General features: G+C 72.0%; 21 protein-coding genes. 14 read left to right on the top strand and 7 right to left on the bottom strand.

The annotated features are described in order from the left end of the window. The first annotated feature begins 147 nt into the window (after positions 1-147). The gene (locus JW613_RS30765) at positions 148-1269 is read left to right on the top strand and encodes a DUF5937 family protein (RefSeq protein ID WP_209214155.1); all 1122 of its coding nucleotides are present in this window, start codon (positions 148-150) and stop codon (positions 1267-1269) included. Here the strand turns inward: JW613_RS30765 and JW613_RS30760 are convergent. Both JW613_RS30760 and JW613_RS30755 read right to left on the bottom strand, forming a co-directional pair. Further along, positions 1266-1943 carry a response regulator gene (locus JW613_RS30760; protein WP_209214154.1) on the bottom strand — a complete coding sequence of 226 codons (678 nt, stop codon included), beginning with the start codon at positions 1941-1943 and terminating at the stop codon, positions 1266-1268. The two genes, JW613_RS30765 and JW613_RS30760, sit on opposite strands and share 4 nt — an antisense overlap. A gap of 52 nt (positions 1944-1995) precedes the next feature. Further along, on the bottom strand, positions 1996-3240 hold the full coding sequence (locus tag JW613_RS30755) for a sensor histidine kinase (protein WP_209214153.1): 1245 nt from the start codon (positions 3238-3240) through the stop codon (positions 1996-1998). 185 nt (positions 3241-3425) lie between these two features. Between JW613_RS30755 and JW613_RS30750 the strand changes: the two genes are divergently transcribed. Both JW613_RS30750 and JW613_RS30745 read left to right on the top strand, forming a co-directional pair. Then, positions 3426-4475: an SAM-dependent methyltransferase gene (locus JW613_RS30750; protein WP_209214152.1), complete on the top strand. Its 1050-nt coding sequence runs from the start codon at positions 3426-3428 to the stop codon at positions 4473-4475. 131 nt (positions 4476-4606) lie between these two features. Further along, a complete protein-coding gene (locus JW613_RS30745; RefSeq protein WP_209214151.1) occupies positions 4607-5998 on the top strand; it encodes a dihydrolipoyl dehydrogenase family protein in 1392 nt (463 codons plus the stop codon). A gap of 16 nt (positions 5999-6014) precedes the next feature. Here JW613_RS30745 and JW613_RS30740 read toward each other — a convergent pair whose 3' ends face one another. Beyond that, a complete protein-coding gene (locus JW613_RS30740; protein WP_209214186.1) occupies positions 6015-7196 on the bottom strand; it encodes an ABC transporter ATP-binding protein in 1182 nt (393 codons plus the stop codon). Positions 7197-7425: 229 nt separating this feature from the next. Here JW613_RS30740 and JW613_RS30735 point away from each other — a divergent pair, with 229 nt between their 5' ends. Genes JW613_RS30735 through JW613_RS30720 form a run of 4 tightly spaced genes read left to right on the top strand, consistent with a single transcriptional unit; the run spans position 7426 to position 10948 of the window. After that, complete coding sequence (locus JW613_RS30735) at positions 7426-8187, top strand: ABC transporter permease (RefSeq protein WP_209214150.1); 762 nt, start codon at positions 7426-7428, stop codon at positions 8185-8187. Positions 8188-8192: 5 nt separating this feature from the next. After that, positions 8193-8882, top strand: a complete 690-nt coding sequence (locus JW613_RS30730) for an ABC transporter permease (protein ID WP_209214149.1) — start codon at positions 8193-8195, stop codon at positions 8880-8882. Positions 8883-8920: 38 nt separating this feature from the next. Beyond that, positions 8921-9955, top strand: coding sequence for an ABC transporter substrate-binding protein (locus tag JW613_RS30725; protein WP_245226566.1), 1035 nt, complete (start codon positions 8921-8923; stop codon positions 9953-9955). 51 nt (positions 9956-10006) lie between these two features. After that, complete coding sequence (locus JW613_RS30720; RefSeq protein WP_209214148.1) at positions 10007-10948, top strand: coiled-coil domain-containing protein; 942 nt, start codon at positions 10007-10009, stop codon at positions 10946-10948. Positions 10949-11054: 106 nt separating this feature from the next. Here the strand turns inward: JW613_RS30720 and JW613_RS30715 are convergent, their stop codons facing one another. Continuing rightward, complete coding sequence (locus JW613_RS30715) at positions 11055-12203, bottom strand: NADH-quinone oxidoreductase subunit D (RefSeq protein WP_372448024.1); 1149 nt, start codon at positions 12201-12203, stop codon at positions 11055-11057. A 70-nt stretch (positions 12204-12273) separates the two neighbouring features. Here JW613_RS30715 and JW613_RS30710 point away from each other — a divergent pair, with 70 nt between their 5' ends. From JW613_RS30710 to JW613_RS30680, 7 genes are all read left to right on the top strand, one after another. Further along, entirely contained in the window at positions 12274-12771 is a 498-nt protein-coding gene (locus JW613_RS30710) for a PH domain-containing protein (RefSeq protein WP_209214147.1), read from the top strand. After that, positions 12768-14174 carry a PH domain-containing protein gene (locus JW613_RS30705; protein ID WP_209214146.1) on the top strand — a complete coding sequence of 469 codons (1407 nt, stop codon included), beginning with the start codon at positions 12768-12770 and terminating at the stop codon, positions 14172-14174. Before JW613_RS30710 ends, JW613_RS30705 begins: the two co-directional genes overlap by 4 nt. Positions 14175-14300: 126 nt before the next feature. Then, entirely contained in the window at positions 14301-15236 is a 936-nt protein-coding gene (folP, locus tag JW613_RS30700; protein WP_245226565.1) for a dihydropteroate synthase, read from the top strand. Then, positions 15233-15769, top strand: coding sequence for a nuclear transport factor 2 family protein (locus JW613_RS30695; RefSeq protein ID WP_099883304.1), 537 nt, complete (start codon positions 15233-15235; stop codon positions 15767-15769). The genes folP and JW613_RS30695 overlap by 4 nt, the downstream gene beginning before the upstream one ends. Positions 15770-15987: 218 nt before the next feature. Then, positions 15988-16347 (top strand): dihydroneopterin aldolase, encoded by a 360-nt coding sequence (gene folB / locus JW613_RS30690; RefSeq protein ID WP_099883303.1) that lies wholly within the window; start codon positions 15988-15990, stop codon positions 16345-16347. Next, the gene (gene folK, locus JW613_RS30685) at positions 16344-16940 is read left to right on the top strand and encodes a 2-amino-4-hydroxy-6-hydroxymethyldihydropteridine diphosphokinase (protein ID WP_099883302.1); all 597 of its coding nucleotides are present in this window, start codon (positions 16344-16346) and stop codon (positions 16938-16940) included. The genes folB and folK overlap by 4 nt, the downstream gene beginning before the upstream one ends. Before the next feature lie 113 nt (positions 16941-17053). Beyond that, positions 17054-17542 carry a DUF3180 domain-containing protein gene (locus JW613_RS30680; RefSeq protein ID WP_209214144.1) on the top strand — a complete coding sequence of 163 codons (489 nt, stop codon included), beginning with the start codon at positions 17054-17056 and terminating at the stop codon, positions 17540-17542. An 18-nt stretch (positions 17543-17560) separates the two neighbouring features. Here the strand turns inward: JW613_RS30680 and JW613_RS30675 are convergent, their stop codons facing one another. The 3 genes from JW613_RS30675 to ftsH form a co-directional block, all read right to left on the bottom strand. Next, entirely contained in the window at positions 17561-18520 is a 960-nt protein-coding gene (locus tag JW613_RS30675; protein WP_307866108.1) for a hypothetical protein, read from the bottom strand. Between the two features lie 66 nt (positions 18521-18586). Beyond that, positions 18587-19192 carry a GTP cyclohydrolase I FolE gene (gene folE, locus JW613_RS30670; protein ID WP_099883300.1) on the bottom strand — a complete coding sequence of 202 codons (606 nt, stop codon included), beginning with the start codon at positions 19190-19192 and terminating at the stop codon, positions 18587-18589. Between the two features lie 168 nt (positions 19193-19360). Beyond that, the gene (gene ftsH, locus JW613_RS30665; RefSeq protein WP_099883299.1) at positions 19361-21382 is read right to left on the bottom strand and encodes an ATP-dependent zinc metalloprotease FtsH; all 2022 of its coding nucleotides are present in this window, start codon (positions 21380-21382) and stop codon (positions 19361-19363) included. Positions 21383-21540: the final 158 nt, after the last annotated feature.

The raw sequence follows: 21540 nt of genomic DNA, 5'->3' as shown, positions 1-21540 counted from the left end.
AACGCACAGCAGCACGCGAATTGACGGGGCCGGTCAATCCACCCCCTCCCGATTGACCAACCTCGTCAATCGGGGAAGACACCGCGCCGGGGCAGGACCGGATCCGGACCGGAAAAAGGCGCTTGACCAGCGAGGCAGTATGGGGACATGAGCGTCACCATCGACATAGCGGGACTGCCGCAGGAGCGCATCGTCTTCGCCCCCTCGCCGCTGGCGGAACTGGGCACCGCGCTGCACACCCTGTCCGAGCCCGGGCACCACCCCGGGGCGCACGGCTGGGCGACCGCGATCAACGCCTCCCTCAAGCCGGACCTGGCCGACCGGCTGTGCGAGGGCGACTTCCTGTGGCGTACGACGTTCTCCGACATCCTGATGGGCTTCGCCGGGCTGCGGGACGCCTCCGTACAGCCCGGTGCGACGCTCACCGAGGACCTGGACCTGCTCGACAAGCTGGACGACGAGCAGTTCGTCACGGCCGCGCTGGAGTTCACCTGCGGCGCCGAGCACATGTACGAGGCGATGCTCTCGCCGCTGTCCGATCCGGCACTGCGGGAGCGCGCCGTCGAGCTGGCGTCAGCGCGCGGACCGCAGCAGCGACGGTTCACCCAGCGGCTGCTGGACGATCCGCCCGCGGTACGGGCCTGGATGCGGCGCCTGTTCGAGGACTGCGAGCAGGCGTTCTTCGCCGACACCTGGAAACGGGTGCGCGGCCAGCTGACCGCTGACGCACGGGAGAAGAGCGAACTGCTGCGCCGCCGAGGGCTGGCGGCGACCCTGGAGGCGGTCTCACCGTCGCTCTCGACCGACGAGCGGTGCTCGGTCATCTCCGTGGACAAGCTCGTCAGCGCGCGTGCCACAGCCGTGGACCCCGCGGTCGGCCCAGGAGTGACCTTCATCCCGTCCGTCCACCAGTGGCCGCATCTGCTGGTGCTGCACCGGCCCGGCTGGCGGCCTGTCGTGCACTATCCACTGGCGGCGCGCGAGATGCCGGGGGCACTCTCCGTCGAGCAGTTCCAGCTGCGGATGGAGGCACTGGCGCATCCCATGCGGATGCGGCTGTGCCGGAGTCTGGCGCGGGGCCCGTACACCACCTCGGAGCTGGCCGACCACTACTCGACCAGCTCCCCGGAGGTCTCCCGGCACCTGTCCGTGCTGAAGAAGGCCGGGCTGATCACCGCGCGGCGGCGCGGGCGCTATGTGCAGTACCAGCTCGACCTGAAGACGGTGGGACGGCTGGGCAGCGACTTCCTGGAGACGGTCCTGCGCTAACTTCCCGCCCGCACCAGTCCCGTCTCGTACGCCAGCACCACCGCCTGCACCCGGTCCCGCAGCTCCAGCTTGGCCAGGATCCGGCCCACATGCGTCTTCACCGTCGCCTCGGAGAGCACCAGCCGGGCGGCGATCTCGCCGTTGGAGAGGCCCTGCGCGATCAGGGTGAGGACCTCGCGCTCGCGCTCGGTGAGGCGGCGCAGCTCCTTGGCGACCGGTTCCGCGGCGGTGGCCGGCAGCACCGAGGAGAACCGGTCGATCAGCCGCCGGGTGGTGCTGGGCGCCACCACGGCGTCGCCGCTGTGCACGGCACGGATGGCGGCCAGCAGATCGCCGGGCGGCACGTCCTTGAGCATGAACCCGCTCGCCCCGGCCTTGAGCGCGGAGAAGGCGTACTCGTCCAGGTCGAACGTGGTCAGGATCAGCACCTTGGGGCTGCCCGGCCCGCCCTCGCCGCCCTCGCAGATCCGCCGGGTGGCCTCCACCCCGTCGACGTTGGGCATCCGTACGTCCATCAGCACCACGTCCACCGGCGTCTCGCGCAGCACCGCCAGCGCCTCCGCGCCGTCGCTCGCCTCCGCGGCGACCTCCATGTCCTGCTGGGCGGTCAGCACCATACGGAAACCGGTGCGCAGCAGCGCCTGGTCGTCGACGAGCATCACACGGATGGTCATATGGGGTCCTTCTCGAATAGGCCGAAGATCGAAGATGGGTCGCGGTGGGGCCTCAGTCTGCGCCCTTGAGGGGAAGGGCCGCGCGGATGCGGAATCCGCCGCCGGAGCGGGGCCCGGCCTCCAGCGCGCCGCCGACCATGCCGACCCGCTCCCGCATCCCGATCAGGCCGTGTCCGAGGCCGTCGGCCCCGCCTGCCTCATACAGCTCGTGCTGGGCGCCGCGGCCGTCGTCCTCGGCCAGTACGCACAGCTCGCCGTCGCCGTAGCACAGATGCACCGTGGCGCCCACGTCCGGACCGCCGTGCTTGCGGGTGTTGGTGAGCGCTTCCTGGACGATGCGGTACGCGGTCAGCTCGACGCTGCTGGGCAGCGGATGCGGGTCGCCCTGCACCTTGAAGTCCACCGTCAGACCGGCGCCGCGCACCTGCTCGACGAGATCGGCGATCTGCTCGACACCCGGCTGCGGCACGTACTCGTCCCCGTCCCGCCTGCCGGCGTCGCCGCTGCGCAGCACGCCCAGCAGACGGCGCATCTCGGCGAGTGCCTGGCGGCCGGTTCCCGAGATGGTCTCCAGCGCCATCCGCGTCTGCTCGGGCGAGCTGTCCAGCACATAGGCGGCGCCGTCGGCCTGGACGACCATCACGGACACGTTGTGCGCCACCACGTCGTGCAGCTCGCGGGCGATCCGGGCGCGCTCCGCGGCGACGGCCACCTTGGCCTGCGCCTCGCGCTCCTTCTCCAGCCGCTGGGCGCGCTCCTCCAGCTGCAGGTAGTAGGCGCGCCGGGTGCGCAGCGAGTCGCCGAGCACCCACGCCATCACGAACGCCAGCGTCATGAACAGCGTGCCGAAGATCTCGGCCGACACACTCTCGTTCGGCTGGTCGGGCCAGCGCAGCGTGTCGATGGTGGGGGCCAGCAGAGCGCCCGCCAGCGCGAAGCGGGAGGCCCAGCGGGTGTGCCGGGAGGCGACGGTGAAGATGATGACCAGGAAGGCGAAGTTTCCCGGGAAGGGGCCGACGTCGCAGATCAGCTGGGCGATGCCCGTGCCCGTCGCCAGCAGGAGCATCTTCTCCGGTGCCCGCCGCCGCAGCGACACCACGAGGCTCAGGGCGAGGGCTATCGGGATCATGGCTATCTGCTGGCCGGTCTCGTGCGGCAGCGGCGCCGGGTCCCGGGGGGAGGGGGGCGCGGTGAAGGCGGCGATGATCCACGCCGACGACAGCATCAGCAGGAACCCAGCCCAAAGGCTGTCCACCCAGGTGGGGTGCCTGCGTATGAAGTCGTAGAGCCGGTTCACGTAACTAAGCGTATGCAGGTCGAGTACGTGCAGAGGTCAACCGGACGGCCGATCCCTGGCTGCCGCGCATACTCCGGAAGGTGGAGGGTGGGGGTCCGCACCAACGGTGAGACCGGCCCGGCGGCGCGGCCCGGCGAGCACCGTGCGGCCGTGACCGCGGCGCGGGGCATGAAACGGTGAGGCCCATGAGCTCCGAGCCGCCCGGGTGGCGCACGGCCACCGAACGCGCACTGTACGGGCCGCACGGCTTCTACTCCCACCGGACGCCGGCGGCGCACTTCCGCACATCCGTGCACGCCTCAGCGCTCTTCGCGGAGGCGGTGGCACGCCTCCTGCTGCGGGTGGACGAGGCCCTGGGCCACCCCGAGCCGCTGGACCTGGTGGACGTCGGGGCCGGCGAGGGGGAGCTGCTGACCGGTGTACTGGCGGCGCTGTGGGAGCGGGAGGCGGCCGGTGCCGAGGTGGTGGCCCGGCTGCGTCCGCTCGCCGTCGAGCACCGGGAGCGGCCAGCAGGGCTGGACCCGGCGATCGGCTGGCAGCACGAGCTGCCCGGGCCGGGAGCTGCGCTGAAGGGCCTGCTGTTCGCCAACGAGTGGCTGGACAACGTGCCCGTGGACATCGCCGAGAACGACGCGGCGGGCACCGCGCGGCTGGTGCTGGTGGAGCCGGACGGCACCGAGCGGCTCGGGCCCCCGGTGGCGGACGACGACGCCGCGTGGCTCACCCGCTGGTGGCCGCTGGAAGGCGCGGGCGAGGGCGCGCGGGCCGAGATCGGGCAGCCGCGCGACGCCGCGTGGGCGCGGGCGGCGAGCGCCCTGCACCGGGGGGTGGCCGTCGCCGTCGACTACGCGCACGAGCAGGCGGCCCGGCCGCCCTTCGGGACCCTCACCGGCTTCCGGGACGGTCACGAGTGCCGCCCGGTACCGGACGGCTCCTGCGATCTGACCTCGCACGTGGCCCTCGACGCGGTGGCCGCGGCCGCGCCCGGCGCCACCACGCTGCTGACCCAGCGCGCGGCGCTGCGTGCGCTGGGCGTCACAGGACGCCGCCCCGCGCTCTCGCTGGCCGGCAGCGACCCCGCGGCGTATGTGCGGGAGTTGAGCGCGGCCGGCGAGGCCGCGGAGCTGCTGGACGCCGGGGGCCTGGGCGGTTTCGGCTGGCTGGTGTGCGAGGTGGGGTGCGGGGCGGGGTTCGAGGCGGAAGGCGGGTACGGGCCGGCGCCGGGGCTGCCGTAAGGCGCGGCCCCCGGGACCGGCGTGCGGGATGCCCCCGGCGGCGGTGGCTCTTATGCTCGCCGCAGGGCGTGGCACGGTCTGACGCGGGGCGGTGGCATCCGGCCGGGCCGACGAGCGAGGAGGCCGGGCGTATGGCGCGGGAGTGCGATGTCGTCGTGCTGGGGATGGGCCCCGGCGGCGAGGCGGTGGCGGGGCAGTTGGCCGAGGCGGGCCTGGACGTGGTGGGCGTCGAGGCCGAACTGCTGGGCGGCGAGTGCCCGTACTGGGCGTGCGTGCCCAGCAAGATGATGGTCCGGGCCGGCAATCTGCTCGCCGAGGCGCGGCGGGTGCCCGGCATGGCGGGCAGCACCCGGGTGGAGCCGGACTTCTCTCCCGTCCATGTACGCATCCGGGACGAGGCGACGACCGACTGGGACGACGCCGCGGCAGTCGAGCGGTTCACCGGCCAGGGCGGCCACTTCGTACGCGGTCGCGGCAGGTTCACCGGGCAGGGCCGGGTGGAGGTCGAGAGCGGGACGGGGCGGGAGACGTTCACCGCGCGACGCGGTGTCGTCCTGGCGACCGGCAGCGGCCCCGCGGTGCCGCCGGTCTCCGGCCTCGACCAGGTGCCGTACTGGACGAACCGCCAGGCCGTCTCCGCCGCCGAGGCCCCGGCCTCGCTGCTGGTGCTGGGCGCAGGCGCGGTGGGGGTCGAACTCGCCCAGGCCTACGCCCGGTTCGGCACCCGGGTCACCCTCGTCGAGGCGTCCGCGCGAGTCGTCTCGGTGGAGGAGCCGGAGGCCGGTGACCTGCTGCTGCGGGTGCTGCGCGAGGAGGGCCTGACCGTACGGACCCAGGCGCGTGCCAAGGCCGCGCGGTACGCGGACGGCGTCTTCACCCTCACCCTGGAGGACGGTGCGGAACTGTCCGCCGAACGGCTGCTGGTGGCCACCGGGCGGCGGCCCCGGCTGGACGCGCTGGACCGGGAGGCGCTGGGCCTGGCGCAGGACGCCCGCCGGGTGGAGGTGGACGCGCATCTGCGGGCCGCACCCGGCGTGTGGGCCGTCGGCGACCTGGTCGGCGAGGGCGCCTTCACCCATGTGGCGGTCTACCAGGCACAAGTGGCCGCACGCGCCATCCTCGCCGAGGCGGGGCTGGGCGAGCCCGGTCCCGGCGCCGACTACCGCGCGGTGCCCCGTGTGACCTTCACCGACCCGGAGATCGGCTCCGTCGGGCTGACCGAGGCCAGGGCACGCGAGCGGGGGCTGACCGTACGCACCGGGCTGGCCCAGCTGCCCGCCGGGGTCCGCGGCTGGATCCACAAGGCGGGCAACGAGGGCCTGGTCAAACTGGTGGAGGACGCGGACCGCGGCGTCCTGGTGGGCGCGACGGCGGCCGGGCCGATGGGCGGCGAGGTGCTGTACGGGCTCGCTGTCGCGGTCCGCGCGGCGGTGCCCACCGCGACACTGCGCGACATGATGTACGCCTTCCCCACCTTCCACCGCAGCGTCCTGGAAGCGCTGACCGACCTCGCCGCCGACTGAGCGGGGGCCCGCTGCCTCAGGAGCTCTCGATCGTCTCCAGCTCGACGTCCTGGCGGGCCACCGCGCGGGCGTCCGCGTCGACCGAACGCCGCAGCGCCTCGTGCAGCTTGGCCGGGGTGAGGACGCCGACGAACCGGTCCGCCTTGTCCAGCACGGCGATCCAGCCGGCGTCCTGCTGGAGCATCGTGCTGAACGCCTGCTTGAGTGAGGAGCCCAGCGGCAGCCACGCCTCCATGCGCCGCGCGTGGTCGCCGACCGTGCCCGAGCCGTCCGCGTCGCGGACCGCCGCCTCGGCGAGGGCGGTGGCGGAGACCCAGCCGTGCAGTTCGTCGGCGCCGTCCAGCACGACGGCCCAGCGGGCGCCGTCGGTCGCCATCCGCGCGGTCGCCTCGGACAGCCCGTCGCTCAGATGCAGGGTCGGCGGCTGCTCCAGGTCGCCGGTCTCTATCGGGGTGACCGACAGCCGCTTGAGGCCGCGGTCGGCGCCGACGAAGTCGGCCACGTACGGGGAGGCGGGAGCGCCCAGCACGGTGGCGGGCGAGTCGAACTGCTCGATGCGGCCCTCTCCGTAGACGGCGATCCGGTCGCCGAGGCGGACGGCCTCCTCGATGTCGTGGGTGACGAACAGCACCGTCTTGTGCAGCCGCGACTGGAGCCGCAGGAACTCGTTCTGCAGGTGCTCGCGCACCACGGGGTCGACGGCGCCGAAGGGTTCGTCCATCAGCAGCACGGGCGGGTCGGCCGCCAGCGCCCGGGCGACGCCGACGCGCTGCCGCTGACCGCCGCTGAGCTGCTCGGGGTAGCGGTCGCCGTACACGTCCGGGTCCAGGCCCACCAGGTCCAGCAGCTCCCGGGCGCGTTCGCGCCTGCGGGCCTTGGACCAGCCCAGCAGGTGCGGGACGGTGGCGGTGTTGTCCAGCACGGTGCGGTGCGGGAAGAGCCCGGTCTGCTGGATGACGTAGCCCATCCGGCGGCGCAGCTCGACCGGTTCGGCGCGGGCGATGTCCGCACCGTCGACCAGGATGCGCCCCTCGGTCGGTTCGATGAGCCGGTTGACCATCTTCATCGTGGTGGTCTTGCCGCAGCCCGAAGGGCCGACGAGAGTGACCAGTTCCCCCTCGGCCACCTCGAAGGAGAGCCCCTCCACGGCGACGGTCCCGTCGGGGTAGCGCTTGGCCACGTTCTCGAAGCGAATCATCTGCCCCATCCTCGTCTCCGGCCGGTCCGGCCCGGCTTTCCGGTTGTTCCGGGCGTACCGCACACCGAAACACGCGCCACCGACAATCCTCGGCCCAGAGGATGAACGGTGTGCTTCCGGGGTACTGCACTGCGGACCGATTGTCAGTCCGCCGGGATAGGGTCGGCCGTCGTCGTTGCATGACGCCCGGACCTCGTCGAGGACCGCACGGCGCAGGGAGGTGACCGGTATGAGCAGCGCGGCGGCAGGCGGCCCGCAGGGCTGCCTCGCGCAGAACGAGTGGCTGTGCGGGGAGTATCTGCGCACCCGGCAGAGCGAACTGCTCGACGCGACCGTGGAGCACATCTGGATCACCGCGCTCTCCATCGCCATCGCACTGCTGCTCGCCCTGCCGCTGGCGGTGGCGGCCCGGCGCTGGCGAGCGGCACGCGCCCCGGCGCTGGCGGTGACGACGATCCTCTACACGGTCCCCTCACTGGCGATGTTCGCGCTGCTGCTGCCCGTCTTCGGACTGTCGGCCGCCGTGGTGGTGACGGGGCTGGTGCTGTACTCCCTCACCGTGCTGGTGCGCAACATCCTGGCGGGACTCGACGCGGTGCCGGGCGAGGCCCGGGAGGCCGCGCGAGGCATGGGGTACGGGTCGGGAAGGCTGCTGTTCGAGGTGGAGCTGCCGCTGGCGCTGCCCGCGCTGCTGGCGGGCGTACGGATCGCCACGGTCACGGCGGTGTCGCTGACCACGGTCGGCGCGATCGTCGGTTACGGCGGGCTGGGCAATCTCATCTACGACGGTATGGAGAGCTTCTTCAAGGCACAGGTGCTGACGGCCTCGGCCATCTGCGTCGTGCTGGCGGTCGTCGCCGATCTGCTGCTGCTGTGGCTCCAGCGGGCGCTGACGCCCTGGACCCGCGCACGTACCCGCAAGCGCGCCGTACGCGGCCCGTCGGCACCGACCGCCGCCTCCACGCACGACCTGGTGGGGAAGGCGGGCTGAGCGGCATGGGCATCCTCACCGACGTATGGACCTGGCTGACCACGGGCTCCCACTGGACGGGCGACGGCGGCGTGCTCCAACGCCTGGGCGAGCACATCTATCTGACGGGTGTGTGTCTGCTGCTCTCCTGCGCGCTGGCGCTGCCGCTCGCGCTGTGGCTCGGCCATGTGGGGCGGGGCGGCGCACTGGCGGTGAACCTCTCCAACGCGGGCCGCGCCGTGCCCACCTTCGCCGTGCTGGTGCTGCTGTCGATGGGCCCGCTGGGCCGGTACGGCGACTGGGCGACGATCGTGGCGCTGGTGCTGTTCGCGCTGCCGCCCCTGCTGACCAACGCCTACACCGGAGTGCGCGAGGCCGACCGGGAGGTCGTCGAGGCGGCCCGGGGCATGGGGATGACGGGCCTGCAGCTGCTGCGCCAGGTCGAACTCCCCCTCGCCCTTCCGCTGATCATGACCGGGGTCCAGACCGCCGCGGTGCAGCTCGTCGCCACGGCGACGCTCGCGGCGCTGCCGGGCGGCGGCGGTCTCGGCCGGCTGATCACGGCCGGGTTCGGCAACTACGACACCCCGCAGGTGGTCGCGGGCGCCCTGCTCGTGGCCGTCCTGGCCCTGCTGGTCGAGCGCACCCTGACCCTCGCCGAACGGCTCCTGGACCCGATGCGGCGCCGGCCCGCCCGCAGCCCGGCGCCCACCTGACGGCCCCCACCACGAACCACACCTGGACGAATGGACGCATGATGGCCCCCTACCGCACCTCCCGGAGCGCGCACCCCACCGCCGCGCAGCACGACCCGACCGGGCAGCACACCACCACAGGGCGCAGAACGGTCACCCGGCGCGCCCTCGCCGCCGGCGGTGCCGTCACCGCACTGGCGCTCTCGCTGGCCGCCTGCGGCGGCAACGACCTGGAGAAGAAGGACGCCGGCTCCGGCGGCGGCAAGGGCAGCCTGGTCGTCGGCTCGGCGGGCTTCACCGAGTCGCAGATCCTCTCCGAGCTCTACGCCGGAGTGCTGTCCGAGGCGGGCTACAAGACCACCGTCAAGAAGGTCAAGAACCGCGAGCTGTACGCGCCCGAGCTGGAGAAGGGCCGCATCGACGTCGTACCGGAGTACGCCGCGACGATGGCCGAGTTCCTCAACGCCAAGAAGAACGGCCCCAAGGCGAAGCCGGTCGCCTCCAGCGACGCGGACAAGACCGTCGAGGCGCTGCGCAAGCTGGCCGGCCCGCGCGGGCTGAAGGTGCTGGAGGCCGGTGACGCGGTGGACCAGAACGCGTTCGCGGTCTCGAAGGACTACGCCGACAAGCACGACCTCAAGACCCTCAGCGATCTGGGCCGGTCCAAGCAGCGCGTCACCATCGCCGCGGGCGACGAGTGCGAGACCCGCCCGTTCTGCCGGCCGGGTCTGGAGAAGACCTACGGGATCGACGTCAAGGGCATCGACCCCAAGGGCGTCGGCACCAGCCAGTCCAAGCAGGCCGTCAAGGACGGCAAGGACCAACTGGTGCTGACGACCACCACGGACGCCACCCTCGACCAGTTCGACCTGGTGCTGCTCAAGGACGACAAGAAGCTCCAGAACGCGGACAACATCGTGCCGGTCGTCAACGCGAAGGACGCCGGCGGCAAGAAGGTCGCCGAGGCGCTCGGCAAGCTCACCCGCACCCTCACCACCAAGGACCTGACCGAGCTCAACCGCAAGGTCGACCAGGACCGCGAGAAGCCCGCGGACGTGGCCGAGGACTACCTCAAGAGCAAGGGACTCGCATGACACGGTTCGTCCGGTGTCGTCCCCGCAGCGGCACACGGTAAATTCCCAGCCATGCCACGTGGACGTCATCGCCATTCCCCGCCGCTGCACCGCCGCCTCCCTCCGGTGTCCGTGGCGGCGGCCGCGCTGGCCTGCGCCGGTAGCGCCTGGCTGATCGGTGAGCCGGGCGTCGCCGACTGGGAGACGGTCACGCTGCGCGCGCTCGCCGCCGCAGCGGCGGCCGCCGCCGTCACCGGTGCCGTGCTGCTGCGCCGCTGGGACCGCGCGGCGGGCAAACAGGTCGGCGACCTCAAGGCGCAGCTGGCCAGCTCGGCCTGGCGGGCCGAGGAGAAGCAGGCGGAGCTGGAGGGCGAGGCGGAGGAGCTGCGCGAGGCCCGCACCAAGCTGGACGGCAAGCTCCGCGAGAAGCGTGCCGAGCTGGCCCGGCTGCGCTCCGAGCACGCCGATCTGCTGCGCCGCTACGCCAACGCCGAGACGGAGCGGGCCAGTGCCCTGGAGGGGCGCAGACAGCTGGAGCTGGAGGCCGGCACCACGGGCCTGGCCAAGGCGCTCACCACCTCGGCCACCGACCACCGGCACAGCTCCGGGGCACCGACGCCGCTGACCTACCGGCAGGCGAACGAGGCCCTGGACGCGCTGGCCCGCAGCGCGGTGCGGCAGCGTGCGGAGGAGCGGCTGCGGGCCAGCCGGGCAGCCGCTGTCGTGCCGCCGCAGGCACAGCCGCGCACATGGGCGGAGGGTGAGCGGCCGGCCGGGCAGGAGAAGGCCGACCCCTCCGGCCCGGAGGCCCCCGGATCGGGCACCACCGGATCGGGCATGGCCGGTCCGGCCGCCATCGGACCGGGCTCCACCGGCTCGGGAGATGCCAGGAGCGACGTGAGCGGGTCCGGCGCCCCCGGGTCACCGGACGGCAGCGACGGCGACGACGGTGGCACGGACGGCGGTTTCGACTTCTTCGGCCGCAGCAGGCGCAAGGCACGCTCGTCGTCCTGACGGCGCCCTGACGGGACGGCGGGGCCGACGGCGGGACCGGGACCCCGCTCGGCCCCGGTCCGGTCTGCGCCCACGTGTCGCCGTCGGCCCACGTGTCGCCGTCGGCCTACTTGTCGATGTCGCCCACCACGAAGAAGAACGACCCCAGGATGGCGACCATGTCCGCGACCAGCGTCCCGGGCAGCAGCTGGGTCAGCGCCTGGATGTTGTTGAAGGAGGCCGAGCGCAGCTTGAGCCGGTGGGGTGTCTTCTCCCCCTTGGAGACCAGGTAGTAGCCGTTGAGGCCCAGCGGGTTCTCCGTCCAGGTGTAGGTGGCGCCCTCCGGGGCCTTGAGCACCTTCGGCAGCCGCTGGTTGACGGGGCCGGGCGGCAGCTGGGCGAGCCGGTCCAAACAGGCGTCGGCCAGGTCCAGGGAGTTGTGCGTCTGGTCGAGCAGCACCTCGAAGCGGGCCAGGCAGTCGCCCTCCTGCCGGGTGCTCACCCTCAGCACATCCGCCAGCTCGCCGTAGGCGAGGTACGGCTCGTCGCGGCGCAGGTCGAAATCGACGCCGGACGCCCGGGCGATCGGCCCGCTCACCCCGTACGCGTGCACCAGTTCGGGGCTCAGGACGCCGACGTCCCGGGTGCGGCCCCGGAAGATCTCGTTGCCGAGCACCAGTTTGTCGAAGGTGTCCATCCGGCTGCGGACGGCCGCCACCGCCTGCCTGGCCCGGTCCCGCCAGCCCGCCGGGAGGTCGTCCTTGAGACCGCCGACACGGTTGAACATGTAGTGCATCCGGCCGCCGGAGACCTCCTCCATCACGTTCTGCAGCTCCTCGCGCTCCCGGAAGGAGTGGAAGACCGGCGTGATGCCGCCCAGCTCCAGCGGATAGGAGCCCAGGAACATCAGATGGTTGAGCGCCCGGTTAAGCTCGGCGAGCAGGGTGCGGGTCCACACCGCGCGTTCGGGCACCTCCATGCCGAGCATCCGCTCGACACCGAGCACCACGCCCAGCTCGTTGGAGAACGCCGACAGCCAGTCGTGGCGGTTGGCGAGCACGATGATCTGCCGGTAGTCGCGCGCCTCGAAGAGCTTCTCCGCGCCCCGGTGCATATAGCCGACCACCGGCTCGGCATGCTCGATCCGCTCACCGTCCAGAACCAGCCGCAGCCGCAGCACGCCGTGCGTGGACGGGTGCTGCGGGCCGATGTTGAGCACCATGTCGGTGCTCTCCGCGGCACCGCCGATACCGACGGTCGTCTCCGTCTGAGTCATGACGCTCATCCTGTCAGCTTCCTCCTCCAGACGGACAAGGCCTCCTGCCGCCCGCTCGTACGCTGAACACATGACCGACCCCACATCGGCGGAACCGACCGGTCCGGGCCCCGAATGGCGCGGCGTCGAGCGGGCGCTGCTGCCGCTGCGCAGACTCGTGCTGCTGGGCTGGCTGCTGCCGCTCGCCGTGGCGCTGGGAGTCCTGCTCGCACTGACGGCGGGCCCGGTCTGGGCGCTGTTCGCGCTGCTGCCGCTGGTGCCGGCCGGTTGGGGATGGGGCGCGCTGGCCCGCAACTGGCGCTCGTGGCGGTACGCGGAGCGCGCCGACGACCTGCTCATCTCGCACGGCGTGCTGTGGCGCGAGACGACGGTGGTGCCGTACGGGCGGATGCAGCTGGTCGAGGTGACCTCGGGGCCGCTGGAGCGGCGCTACGGGCTGGCCAGCCTCCAGCTGCACACGGCCGCCGCGACCACCGACGCCACCATTCCGGGGCTGGGCCCCGCGGAGGCCGAACGGCTGCGTGACCGGCTCACCGAGCTGGGCGAGGCCCGTTCGGCAGGGCTGTGACCGCGGACCGGCCGGACACCGCCGGGCCGCGCTTCCTGCCGCGCCGGCCCGAGGGGAACCGGCTGCACCCGATCACGCCCTGGCGGCGGGCCTGGGCGCCGCTCGCCGCGCTGCTGGCCTTCGCCGCGCACGACTTCCGGCAGGCCCGCGAGTGGTCCGAGCAGCTGACCGCGGGCTGGGTGGGGCTGGGCCTGCTGGTGCTGCTGCCGGTGGCCGCCGGCTACGGCTTCCTGTCCTGGTGGTGCACCAGCTACCTGGTCACCGAGACCGAGCTGCGCATCCACACCGGGCTGCTGTTCCGCCGCGCCGCGCACATCCGGCTGGACCGTATCCAGGCCGTCGACATCTCCCGTCCGCTGCTCGCCCGGGTCGTCGGCGTGGCCAAGCTGAAGCTGGACGCGGTCGGCACCGACACCAAGGACGAACTGGCCTACCTCGGTGAACCGGAGGCCGTCGCCCTGCGCGCCGAGCTGCTGGCCCGGGCGGCGGGCATCGCGCCCGACGCCGCTCCCGAGGCGGGGGAGGCGCCCTCCCGGGAGCTGCTACGGGTCCCGGCACGCACCCTGATCACCAGCGTGCTGCTGCTCGGCGCCGGATGGGGGACGCTGGCCGCGCTGCTCGCCGTACCGACGCTGCTGTGGCTGGCGACGGAGAACGTGTGGACGGTGCTGGCGGCGGCCGTGCCCCTGGCGGGCGGCTGCTGGGCCGCGAGCGCCGGACGGGTCGTCCGCGAGTTCGACTGGACCGTGGCCGAGTCCCCGGACGGACTGCGGCTCGACTCGGGCCTGCTGGATCGGCGGCACGCGACGGTACCGCCCGGTCGGGTGCAGGCCGTACGGATCGTCGAGCCGCTGCTGTGGCGGCGGCGCGGCTGGGTGCGGGTCGATCTGGAGATCGCCGGCGTCGGCAAGGACGACGACGGGGGCGGCGTGCTCGTGCCCGTCGCGACCCGGCAGGACGCCCTGGACGTGCTCACCCGGGCGCTGCCCGGGGTCGACCCGGACGCCGCCGTCGCCGCGGTCACCCCCGCACCCCTGCGGGCACGCTGGTGCGCCCCGGTGGTCCGGCGCGGCTACGGGCACGGGGTGACCCCCGGCGCCTTCGTCACCCGCGAGGGGCTGGTCACCCGGCGCACCACACTGGTCCCGCACGCCAAGGTGCTCAGCGTGCGCTTCTCCCAGGGCCCGTGGGAGCGCCGGCACGGCCTGGCCGACATCAGCGTGGACCACGGCGCCAACGGGGCCACGACGGCACGGCTCCGCGACGCGGACGAAGCCCTCGCCCTCCTGGAGGCCCAGGCCGACCGCTCCCGCACGGGCCGCCGCACGGCGCTCCCGGACCGCTGGCTGACCACCCCGGAGCGCGGGAGAGCCGCCCCGGAGCATGGAGGAGGCACCCCGTAAGAGGCACCCCGTGACGGGCCCTGCGGCGGCGCGAGAGGGCCGGTGAGGGGAGGGGCCCCTGCCGGGACGGTGCGGCCACCAGGTGGCGGTCCCGCCCCGCGAAGGCGTGGCGCCTACCCTGGGCGCATGGGTGCGAGAACGCGTGGCCGCGTGGACGGCCTCCCCGAGTGGGACCGCTGCGCTGTGATGGGTGTGGTCAATGTGACCCCCGATTCGTTCTCGGACGGGGGGCGATGGTTCGACACCGAGGCCGCGATCAAACATGGACTCGATCTGGTGGCACAGGGCGCCGACCTCGTGGACGTCGGCGGTGAGTCCACCCGCCCGGGCGCCGCACGGGTCGGCGAGGACGAGGAGCTGCGGCGCGTGCTGCCCGTGGTCCGCGGGCTGGCCGGTGAGGGCGTCGTCGTCAGCGTCGACACCATGCGGGCCTCGGTCGCGGCACAGGCCGTGGCGGCGGGTGCCGTCCTGGTCAACGACGTGAGCGGTGGCCAGGCCGACCCGGAGATGGTGCCCGCCGTCGCCGAGGCGGGCGTCCCGTTCGTGGTGATGCACTGGCGCGGCCAGAGCATCGACATGAACAACCGCGCCGTCTACACCGATGTCGTCGGCGAAGTCCTCGCCGAACTGACCGAGTCGGTCCACCGCGCCGTCGAGGGCGGTGTCGACCCGGCCCGCATCGTGGTCGACCCCGGCCTGGGATTCGCCAAGCGCGCCGAGCACGATCTCGCCCTGATCGCGGCGCTGCCCCGGCTGACCGCCGAACTGGGCCACCCGATGCTGGTCGCCGCCTCCCGCAAGCGGTTCCTGGGCCGGGTGCTGTCCGACGAGAAGGGCGCTCCCCCACCGCCCGCCCGCGAGCGCGACGCCGCCACGGCAGCCGTGACCACGCTGGCGGCCCGCGAGGGCGCCTGGGCCGTACGCGTCCACGAGGTACGGGCCAGCGCGGACGCCGTCCGGGTCGTACGTGCCGTCCGGTCGGCCGCCGAAGCCCTGCCCGCCCTCCCCCAGCCGACGACCACCCAGGCAGAGACACCGGCAGAGACAGAGGCAGCGACGTGAGCGGCGCCCGTACGGACATCGAGGCGGTCGAGGCCGCCAACACCGCCCTCTACGACGCGGTGGAACGCGGCGACATCGAAGCCCTCTCCCGGATGTGGCTGGGAGAGGAGTCCGACGATCCGGCCGACCCGGAAGGCGGCGAGGGCGAACACGGCGTCCGCGTCGTCCACCCCGGCTGGCCGGTGCTCACCGGGCGCGGCGAGGTGCTGCGCTCGTACGCCCTGATCATGGCCAACACCGAGTACGTCCAGTTCTTCCTGACCGATGTGGAGATCTCCGTACTCGGTGACACGGCGCTGGTCAGCTGCACGGAGAACATCCTCAGCGGCGGCCCCGCCGAGGCGGACGGCTCCGCGGGCCCACTGGTCGGCGGGCTGGTGGTGGCCACCAACCTCTTCCGCCGCACCGAGGACGGCGAGTGGAAGCTGTGGTCGCACCACGGCTCGCCGGTCCTGGTCGAGCAGGACGACGAGGACGGGGACGGTCCCGGCGAGGGCGAAGGCGACCTCGGCCAGGGCGACATCGAGCTGTAGCCCCGCCCCGCACCCCGCCCGTGGAGCACTCGATCGGGGACGGGACCGGGAATGCGCGAGTGACCCCGGGCGCTGTGGGGTAGGCGGCGGCGCGAGCCGCTGAGCACGGCGGGTAGATTCGATCCGGTGCCGCGAGGCGGCTGCACCGTGTTCGTGTCCGAATTCGTACTCCTACCCGTATTCGTGTCCGTGTCCGTACGACCGACAGGAGTGATGGCGTGGATCGCGTCGCACTGCGCGGCCTCGCAGCGCGTGGGCATCACGGCGTGTTCGCAAGGGAACGCGAGGAAGGACAGACCTTCGTCGTGGACCTCGACATGGGCCTCGACACGCGACCGGCCGCCGAAGGCGACGACCTGTCCCGTACGGTCCATTACGGCGTCGTCGCCGAGGAGGTGGTGGCGGTCATCGAGGGTGAGCCCGTCGACCTGATCGAGACGCTCGCCCAGCGGATCGCCGACACCTGCCTGCGGCACGAGGCCGTGCACGAGGTCGAGGTGGTCGTCCACAAGCCGGACGCGCCGATCGCCGTCCCCTTCGAAGACGTGACCATCACTATCAAGCGGAGCCGCGCATGACGCCGAACAGTGACCCGACCGTACAGCCGGTGCCCGCCTCCGTGGTGCAGCAGGTGGACGCCGCCGACACGACCCTGCACAACCCGAAGACCGCCGTCCTGTCGATCGGCAGCAACCTCGGCAACCGCCTGGAGTCGCTGCAGAGCGCCGTCGATGCGCTCGCCGACACCCCCGGTCTGAAGGTCACGGCCGTCTCGCCGGTCTACGAGACGGAACCGTGGGGCGTCGCACCGGACAGCCAGCCGTCCTACTTCAACGCCGTCGTCGTCGTACGGACCACCTTGCCGCCCGGCTCCCTCCTCGAACGCGGCCACGCCATCGAGGAGGCACTGGAGCGGGTACGCGAGGAGCGCTGGGGACCGCGCCCCATCGATGTGGACATCGTCGCCTACCAGGGCGTCGTCTCCGACGACCCCCAGCTCACCCTCCCCCACCCGCGGGCGCACGAGCGGGCCTTCGTCCTCGTCCCGTGGCGCGACGTCGACCCCGCGGCCGAGGTCCCGGGACACGGCAGCGTCGAGGAACTGCTGGCCGAACTCGGCACCGAGGGCATCACCGCCCGCCCCGACCTGGAACTCAGCCTGCACGCCTGAGCGTTGCGCGGTCCGTGCCCCTCTTCCCACCGCGGCCCACGGGCGCCCTTCCCGCTTCGCCCCGGCTTTCTCCCCACCCGACGCCCGGACCGCACCCCCGAGGTGGAAACCCGATGAACCAACTCCGTATCCGCACCCTGGCGGCGGTCTTCGTCGTCGCCGGGGTCCTCTCCTGGAGCGGAGCGCGGCTGTGGGACGCACTGGGCACGCTGCCGGGGGTGCCCTTCGCCGCTCCCGTCGTGCTCGGCGCCATCGCCGCCGTCCTGCTGGCCACCGCGCTCTCGCTGCGCGCCCGGCTGAAGGCCCAGCGGGAGCGCGAGCCGGGCGCCAAGGGCGTCGATCCGATGATGGCCGCCCGCGCCGTCCTCTTCGGCCAGGCCAGCGCCCTGGTCGCCGCCCTGGTCTCGGGCATGTACGGCGGTACGGCCCTCTTCCTGATCACCGAACGCGCCGACATCCCGGCCCGCGCCTCCCAGGCCCTCTACGCGGGCCTCGCCGTGGTGGCCGGCATCGCCGTCATAGCGGCAGCCGTCCTCCTCGAACGCATCTGCCGCCTCCCCGAGGACGACGACGAGAACAATCCCCCCACAGCCGCAGCCTGACCGCCGACCGGGATCCGGTCACACCGCACCACAGAGGTGCCCGTTCACCAGAAAGTGCCGGTGAGGCTGCAGCCGGAAGCCGTAGAGCGTGAACGGCTTGGCCCCGCTCGCACGCCGTGGCCTGACCGCCCGGACCCGTACCCACTCCCTCTCGTCCAGTGGGAGTGGATGCTGCTCGGGGACGAAAGTCCCCCGATCAGCCCATCTGTCGATGACGCACAGATGCGAGGCGAGCCCCTGGGAGGCGGGAGTGAACCGGGCGCCGATGACAGAAGCCAGCTCCCGAAGAAACGGCACATTGGCGCTGACCAGCGTTCTCCCACGCCAACGCGGCATCCGGCAGCCGTCACCGTCCGCATAGCCGTCGAGAAAGCCGTCGAACGTCTCCCGGTCGCGCAGCACCACGCGCGGAAACGCCTGCCGAAGGTGGTGCGGATCCCCTCCCACGTACTGTCGGACGAGGTCGGCCAGGTAGGAGGAGACCACCCTGACCCGGAAGCCGGGCACATCCCGCTGCAGATAGCCGGAAGGGCGTGTCACCGCTTCGAGTCGGGCGGGCAGGCCCACAGCGGCGCGGAGGCTTTCGGCATAGCGGGCGGCGAAGGCTCCGTCGTTGACGACCAGCGAGACGTAGTTGTGTCCGACGGTGCCATCGGCGCAGGTGGCGCCGACGAAGTAGCCGAGCGGGTACCCGGGCACGACCGTCAACCTGCGGCGGTGAAGCTTGCGGGCGGGTGTCCAAGCGAGGCGAGCGCCCGCGACCTCGGCCGCCGGCACCCAGCCGTTCGAAGTGCTCAGCGGCTGGTCCGGCGCCGCATCGAATTCCGTGTGATCCGTGATGACGGTGACCAGCTCCCGTTCCTTGCGCACGGTCACCGAACTGACCACTGACCGGGTCGAGGAGGAGCCCTCCAGCGTCCGCAGTCGGTCACCGACGGCCACGTTCCGGGCGCGCACCCGCCCATCGACCGCGTTCACGGTCTGTCTGCTCGGTAATCCTCCGCCCATGGCCGAAGCCTAGGCGCGGCAGGGCGCGGAGGGGCCCTACTTGGCCAGGATCAGGCTCATGGCCTCGGCCCGGGTCGTCGCGTCGCGGAGCTGACCGCGGACCGCGGAGGTTGTGGTTTTGGCTCCGGGCTTGCGGACGCCACGGACGGACATGCACATGTGCTCGCACTCGATGACCACGATGACGCCGCGAGGCTCCAGGATCTGCATCAGCGAGTCGGCGATCTGGGTCGTCAGGCGCTCTTGCACCTGCGGACGGCGGGCGAAGACCTCGACCAGGCGGGCGAGCTTGGACAAACCCGTGATCTTGCCACTGGCGGACGGGATGTAGCCGACGTGTGCGACGCCGTGGAACGGCAGCAGGTGGTGTTCACACTGGCTGACGACTTCTATCTCCTTGACCAGGACCATCTCGTCGTGGCCCAGGTCGAACGTCGTCGTCAGCACGTCCTCGGGGCGCTGGTGCAAGCCCGCGAACATCTCCCGATAGGCACGTGCCACCCGTGCCGGGGTCTCCAGGAGTCCTTCGCGGTCGGGGTCCTCGCCCACGGCGATCAGCAGTTCGCGTACCGCGTTCTCGGCGCGCTTCTCGTCGAACGTGCCTATCGGGCTCTCCCCGTCCAGGGTCACCGGGTCGGTCATCTGGTCCTCGTTCCTCGACTTGCACAGCCGTCGAGCCCGCACGGTCCGTACGGTCCGTGACTGACTCGGCGCTGTCGCGTACACAGCGGAAAGCCGCGCCCCTCGAAGGTAACCCGAGGGGCGCGGCTGACATTCCGCGGCGGGGAGGTTACCCCCACCGACCTGCGGTTATCCGTTCTCCGGGTCCACCGGCTCGACGATGGCGTCCGAGTCGCGGGGGCCGATCTCCTTGCCGAGGTTCGGGTTGGAGTTGCCGTTGGTCAGCGCCGCGGGCGGGGCCGACACCGGGGGCCGGGTGGACGGGGTGCGCCGCGAGGAGCCGGTCCAGGCCGGACGCGCCGGCCGCTTGACGACCGGGGTGAAGATCTCGGCGATCTCCTCCTTGTTCAGCGTCTCCTTCTCCAGCAGGGCCAGGACGAGGTTGTCGAGGACGTCGCGGTTCTCCACCAGGATTTCCCAGGCTTCGTTGTGCGCCGTCTCGATCAGTTTCTTGACCTCCTCGTCCACCAGTCCGGCGACTTCCTCGGAGTAGTCCCGCTGGTGGGCCATCTCCTTGCCCAGGAAGGGCTCGGACTGGTCGGAGCCGAACTTGATGGCGCCCAGCCGCTCGGTCATGCCGTACTGGGTGACCATGGCCCGTGCGGTGGCCGTCGCCTTCTCGATGTCGTTGGCCGCGCCCGTGGTCGGGTCGTGGAAGACCAGTTCCTCGGCCGCCCGGCCGCCCATCATGTAGGCGAGCTGGTCGAGCATCTCGTTCCGGGTGGTGGAGTACTTGTCCTCGTCGGGCAGCACCATGGTGTAGCCGAGCGCCCGGCCTCTGGAGAGGATGGTGATCTTGTGGACCGGATCGGAGTTGGGTGAGGCCGCCGCGACCAGGGCGTGTCCGCCCTCGTGATACGCGGTGATCTTCTTCTCCTTGTCGCTCATGATCCGGGTCCGCTTCTGCGGTCCGGCCACGACGCGGTCGATCGCCTCGTCCAGGGACTTGTTGTCGATCAGCTTCTGGTCGCTGCGCGCCGAGAGCAGCGCGGCCTCGTTCAGCACGTTGCTCAGGTCGGCGCCGGTGAAGCCCGGAGTGCGGCGGGCGACCGCGCTCAGGTCCACGTCCTGCGCCATCGGCTTGCCCTTCTGGTGCACCTGGAGGATTTCCAGGCGACCCTGCATGTCCGGGCGGTCGACGGCGATCTGCCGGTCGAAGCGGCCCGGCCGCAGCAGCGCCGGGTCGAGGATGTCGGGCCGGTTGGTGGCGGCGATCAGGATGACGCCGCCCTTCACATCGAAGCCGTCCATCTCGACCAGCAGCTGGTTGAGGGTCTGCTCGCGCTCGTCGTGGCCGCCGCCCATGCCGGCGCCGCGGTGGCGGCCGACGGCGTCGATCTCGTCGACGAAGACGATGGCCGGGGCGTTCGACTTGGCCTGCTCGAACAGGTCGCGCACCCGGGAGGCGCCGACACCGACGAACATCTCGACGAAGTCGGAGCCGGAGATCGAGTAGAAGGGCACCCCTGCCTCGCCCGCGACGGCGCGGGCCAGCAGTGTCTTACCGGTGCCGGGCGGGCCGTAGAGCAGCACGCCCTTGGGGATCTTGGCGCCGACGGCCTGGAACTTCGCGGGTTCCTGCAGGAACTCCTTGATCTCCTGTAGTTCCTCCACGGCCTCGTCGGAGCCGGCCACGTCGGAGAAGGTCGTCTTCGGGGTGTCCTTGGTGATGAGCTTGGCCTTGGACTTCCCGAAGTTCATGACCCGGGAGCCGCCACCTTGCATCTGGTTCATCAGGAACAGGAAGACGACGATGATCAGCACGAACGGCAGCAGGGTCAGCAGCATCCCGACGAACGGGTTCTGCTTCTGCGGCGCGACCGTGTACCCCTTGGGGATCTCCTTCTGGTCGTACTTCTGCTGAAGCTCCTTGGCGATGTCGACGCCCTGGTCGTCGATGTAGCTCGCCTTGATCTTGTCGCTGTCCTCGACCTTGGCGCCGTCCTTGAGCTCGAGCTTGACGATCTGCTCGTCGCCCGTGGTGAGCTCTGCGGACTTCACCTTGTCCTGTCGGATCGCCTGTACGACCTGGCCGGTGTCCACCGTCTTGAAGCCGCCGGACGAGCCGACGACCTGCATCAACACGACCACGGCAAGGACGGCCAGCACGATCCACATGACCGGCCCGCGGAAGTATCGCTTCACGTCCATCCATACGGAGCGCGTGCGCCCCGTCCCTCCTGCCACAGTGAGTTGAAAAGCCTGACCTTCGGACGGTACCCCAGCATTGTCACCCGGCGCCGCCGAGGACGGTCAACTACACCGCCCTCCGTTGCTGCAACGAGGGGCACCGGCCCTGTGTTCCCGGC

Origin of the sequence: Streptomyces smyrnaeus (assembly GCF_017676345.1) — a bacterium.
In the GTDB taxonomy this organism is placed as follows: Bacteria; Actinomycetota; Actinomycetes; order Streptomycetales; family Streptomycetaceae; genus Streptomyces; species Streptomyces smyrnaeus.
The sequence above is the reverse complement of the archived record's forward strand: the minus strand, read 5'-3'. Positions and strand labels throughout refer to the sequence as shown.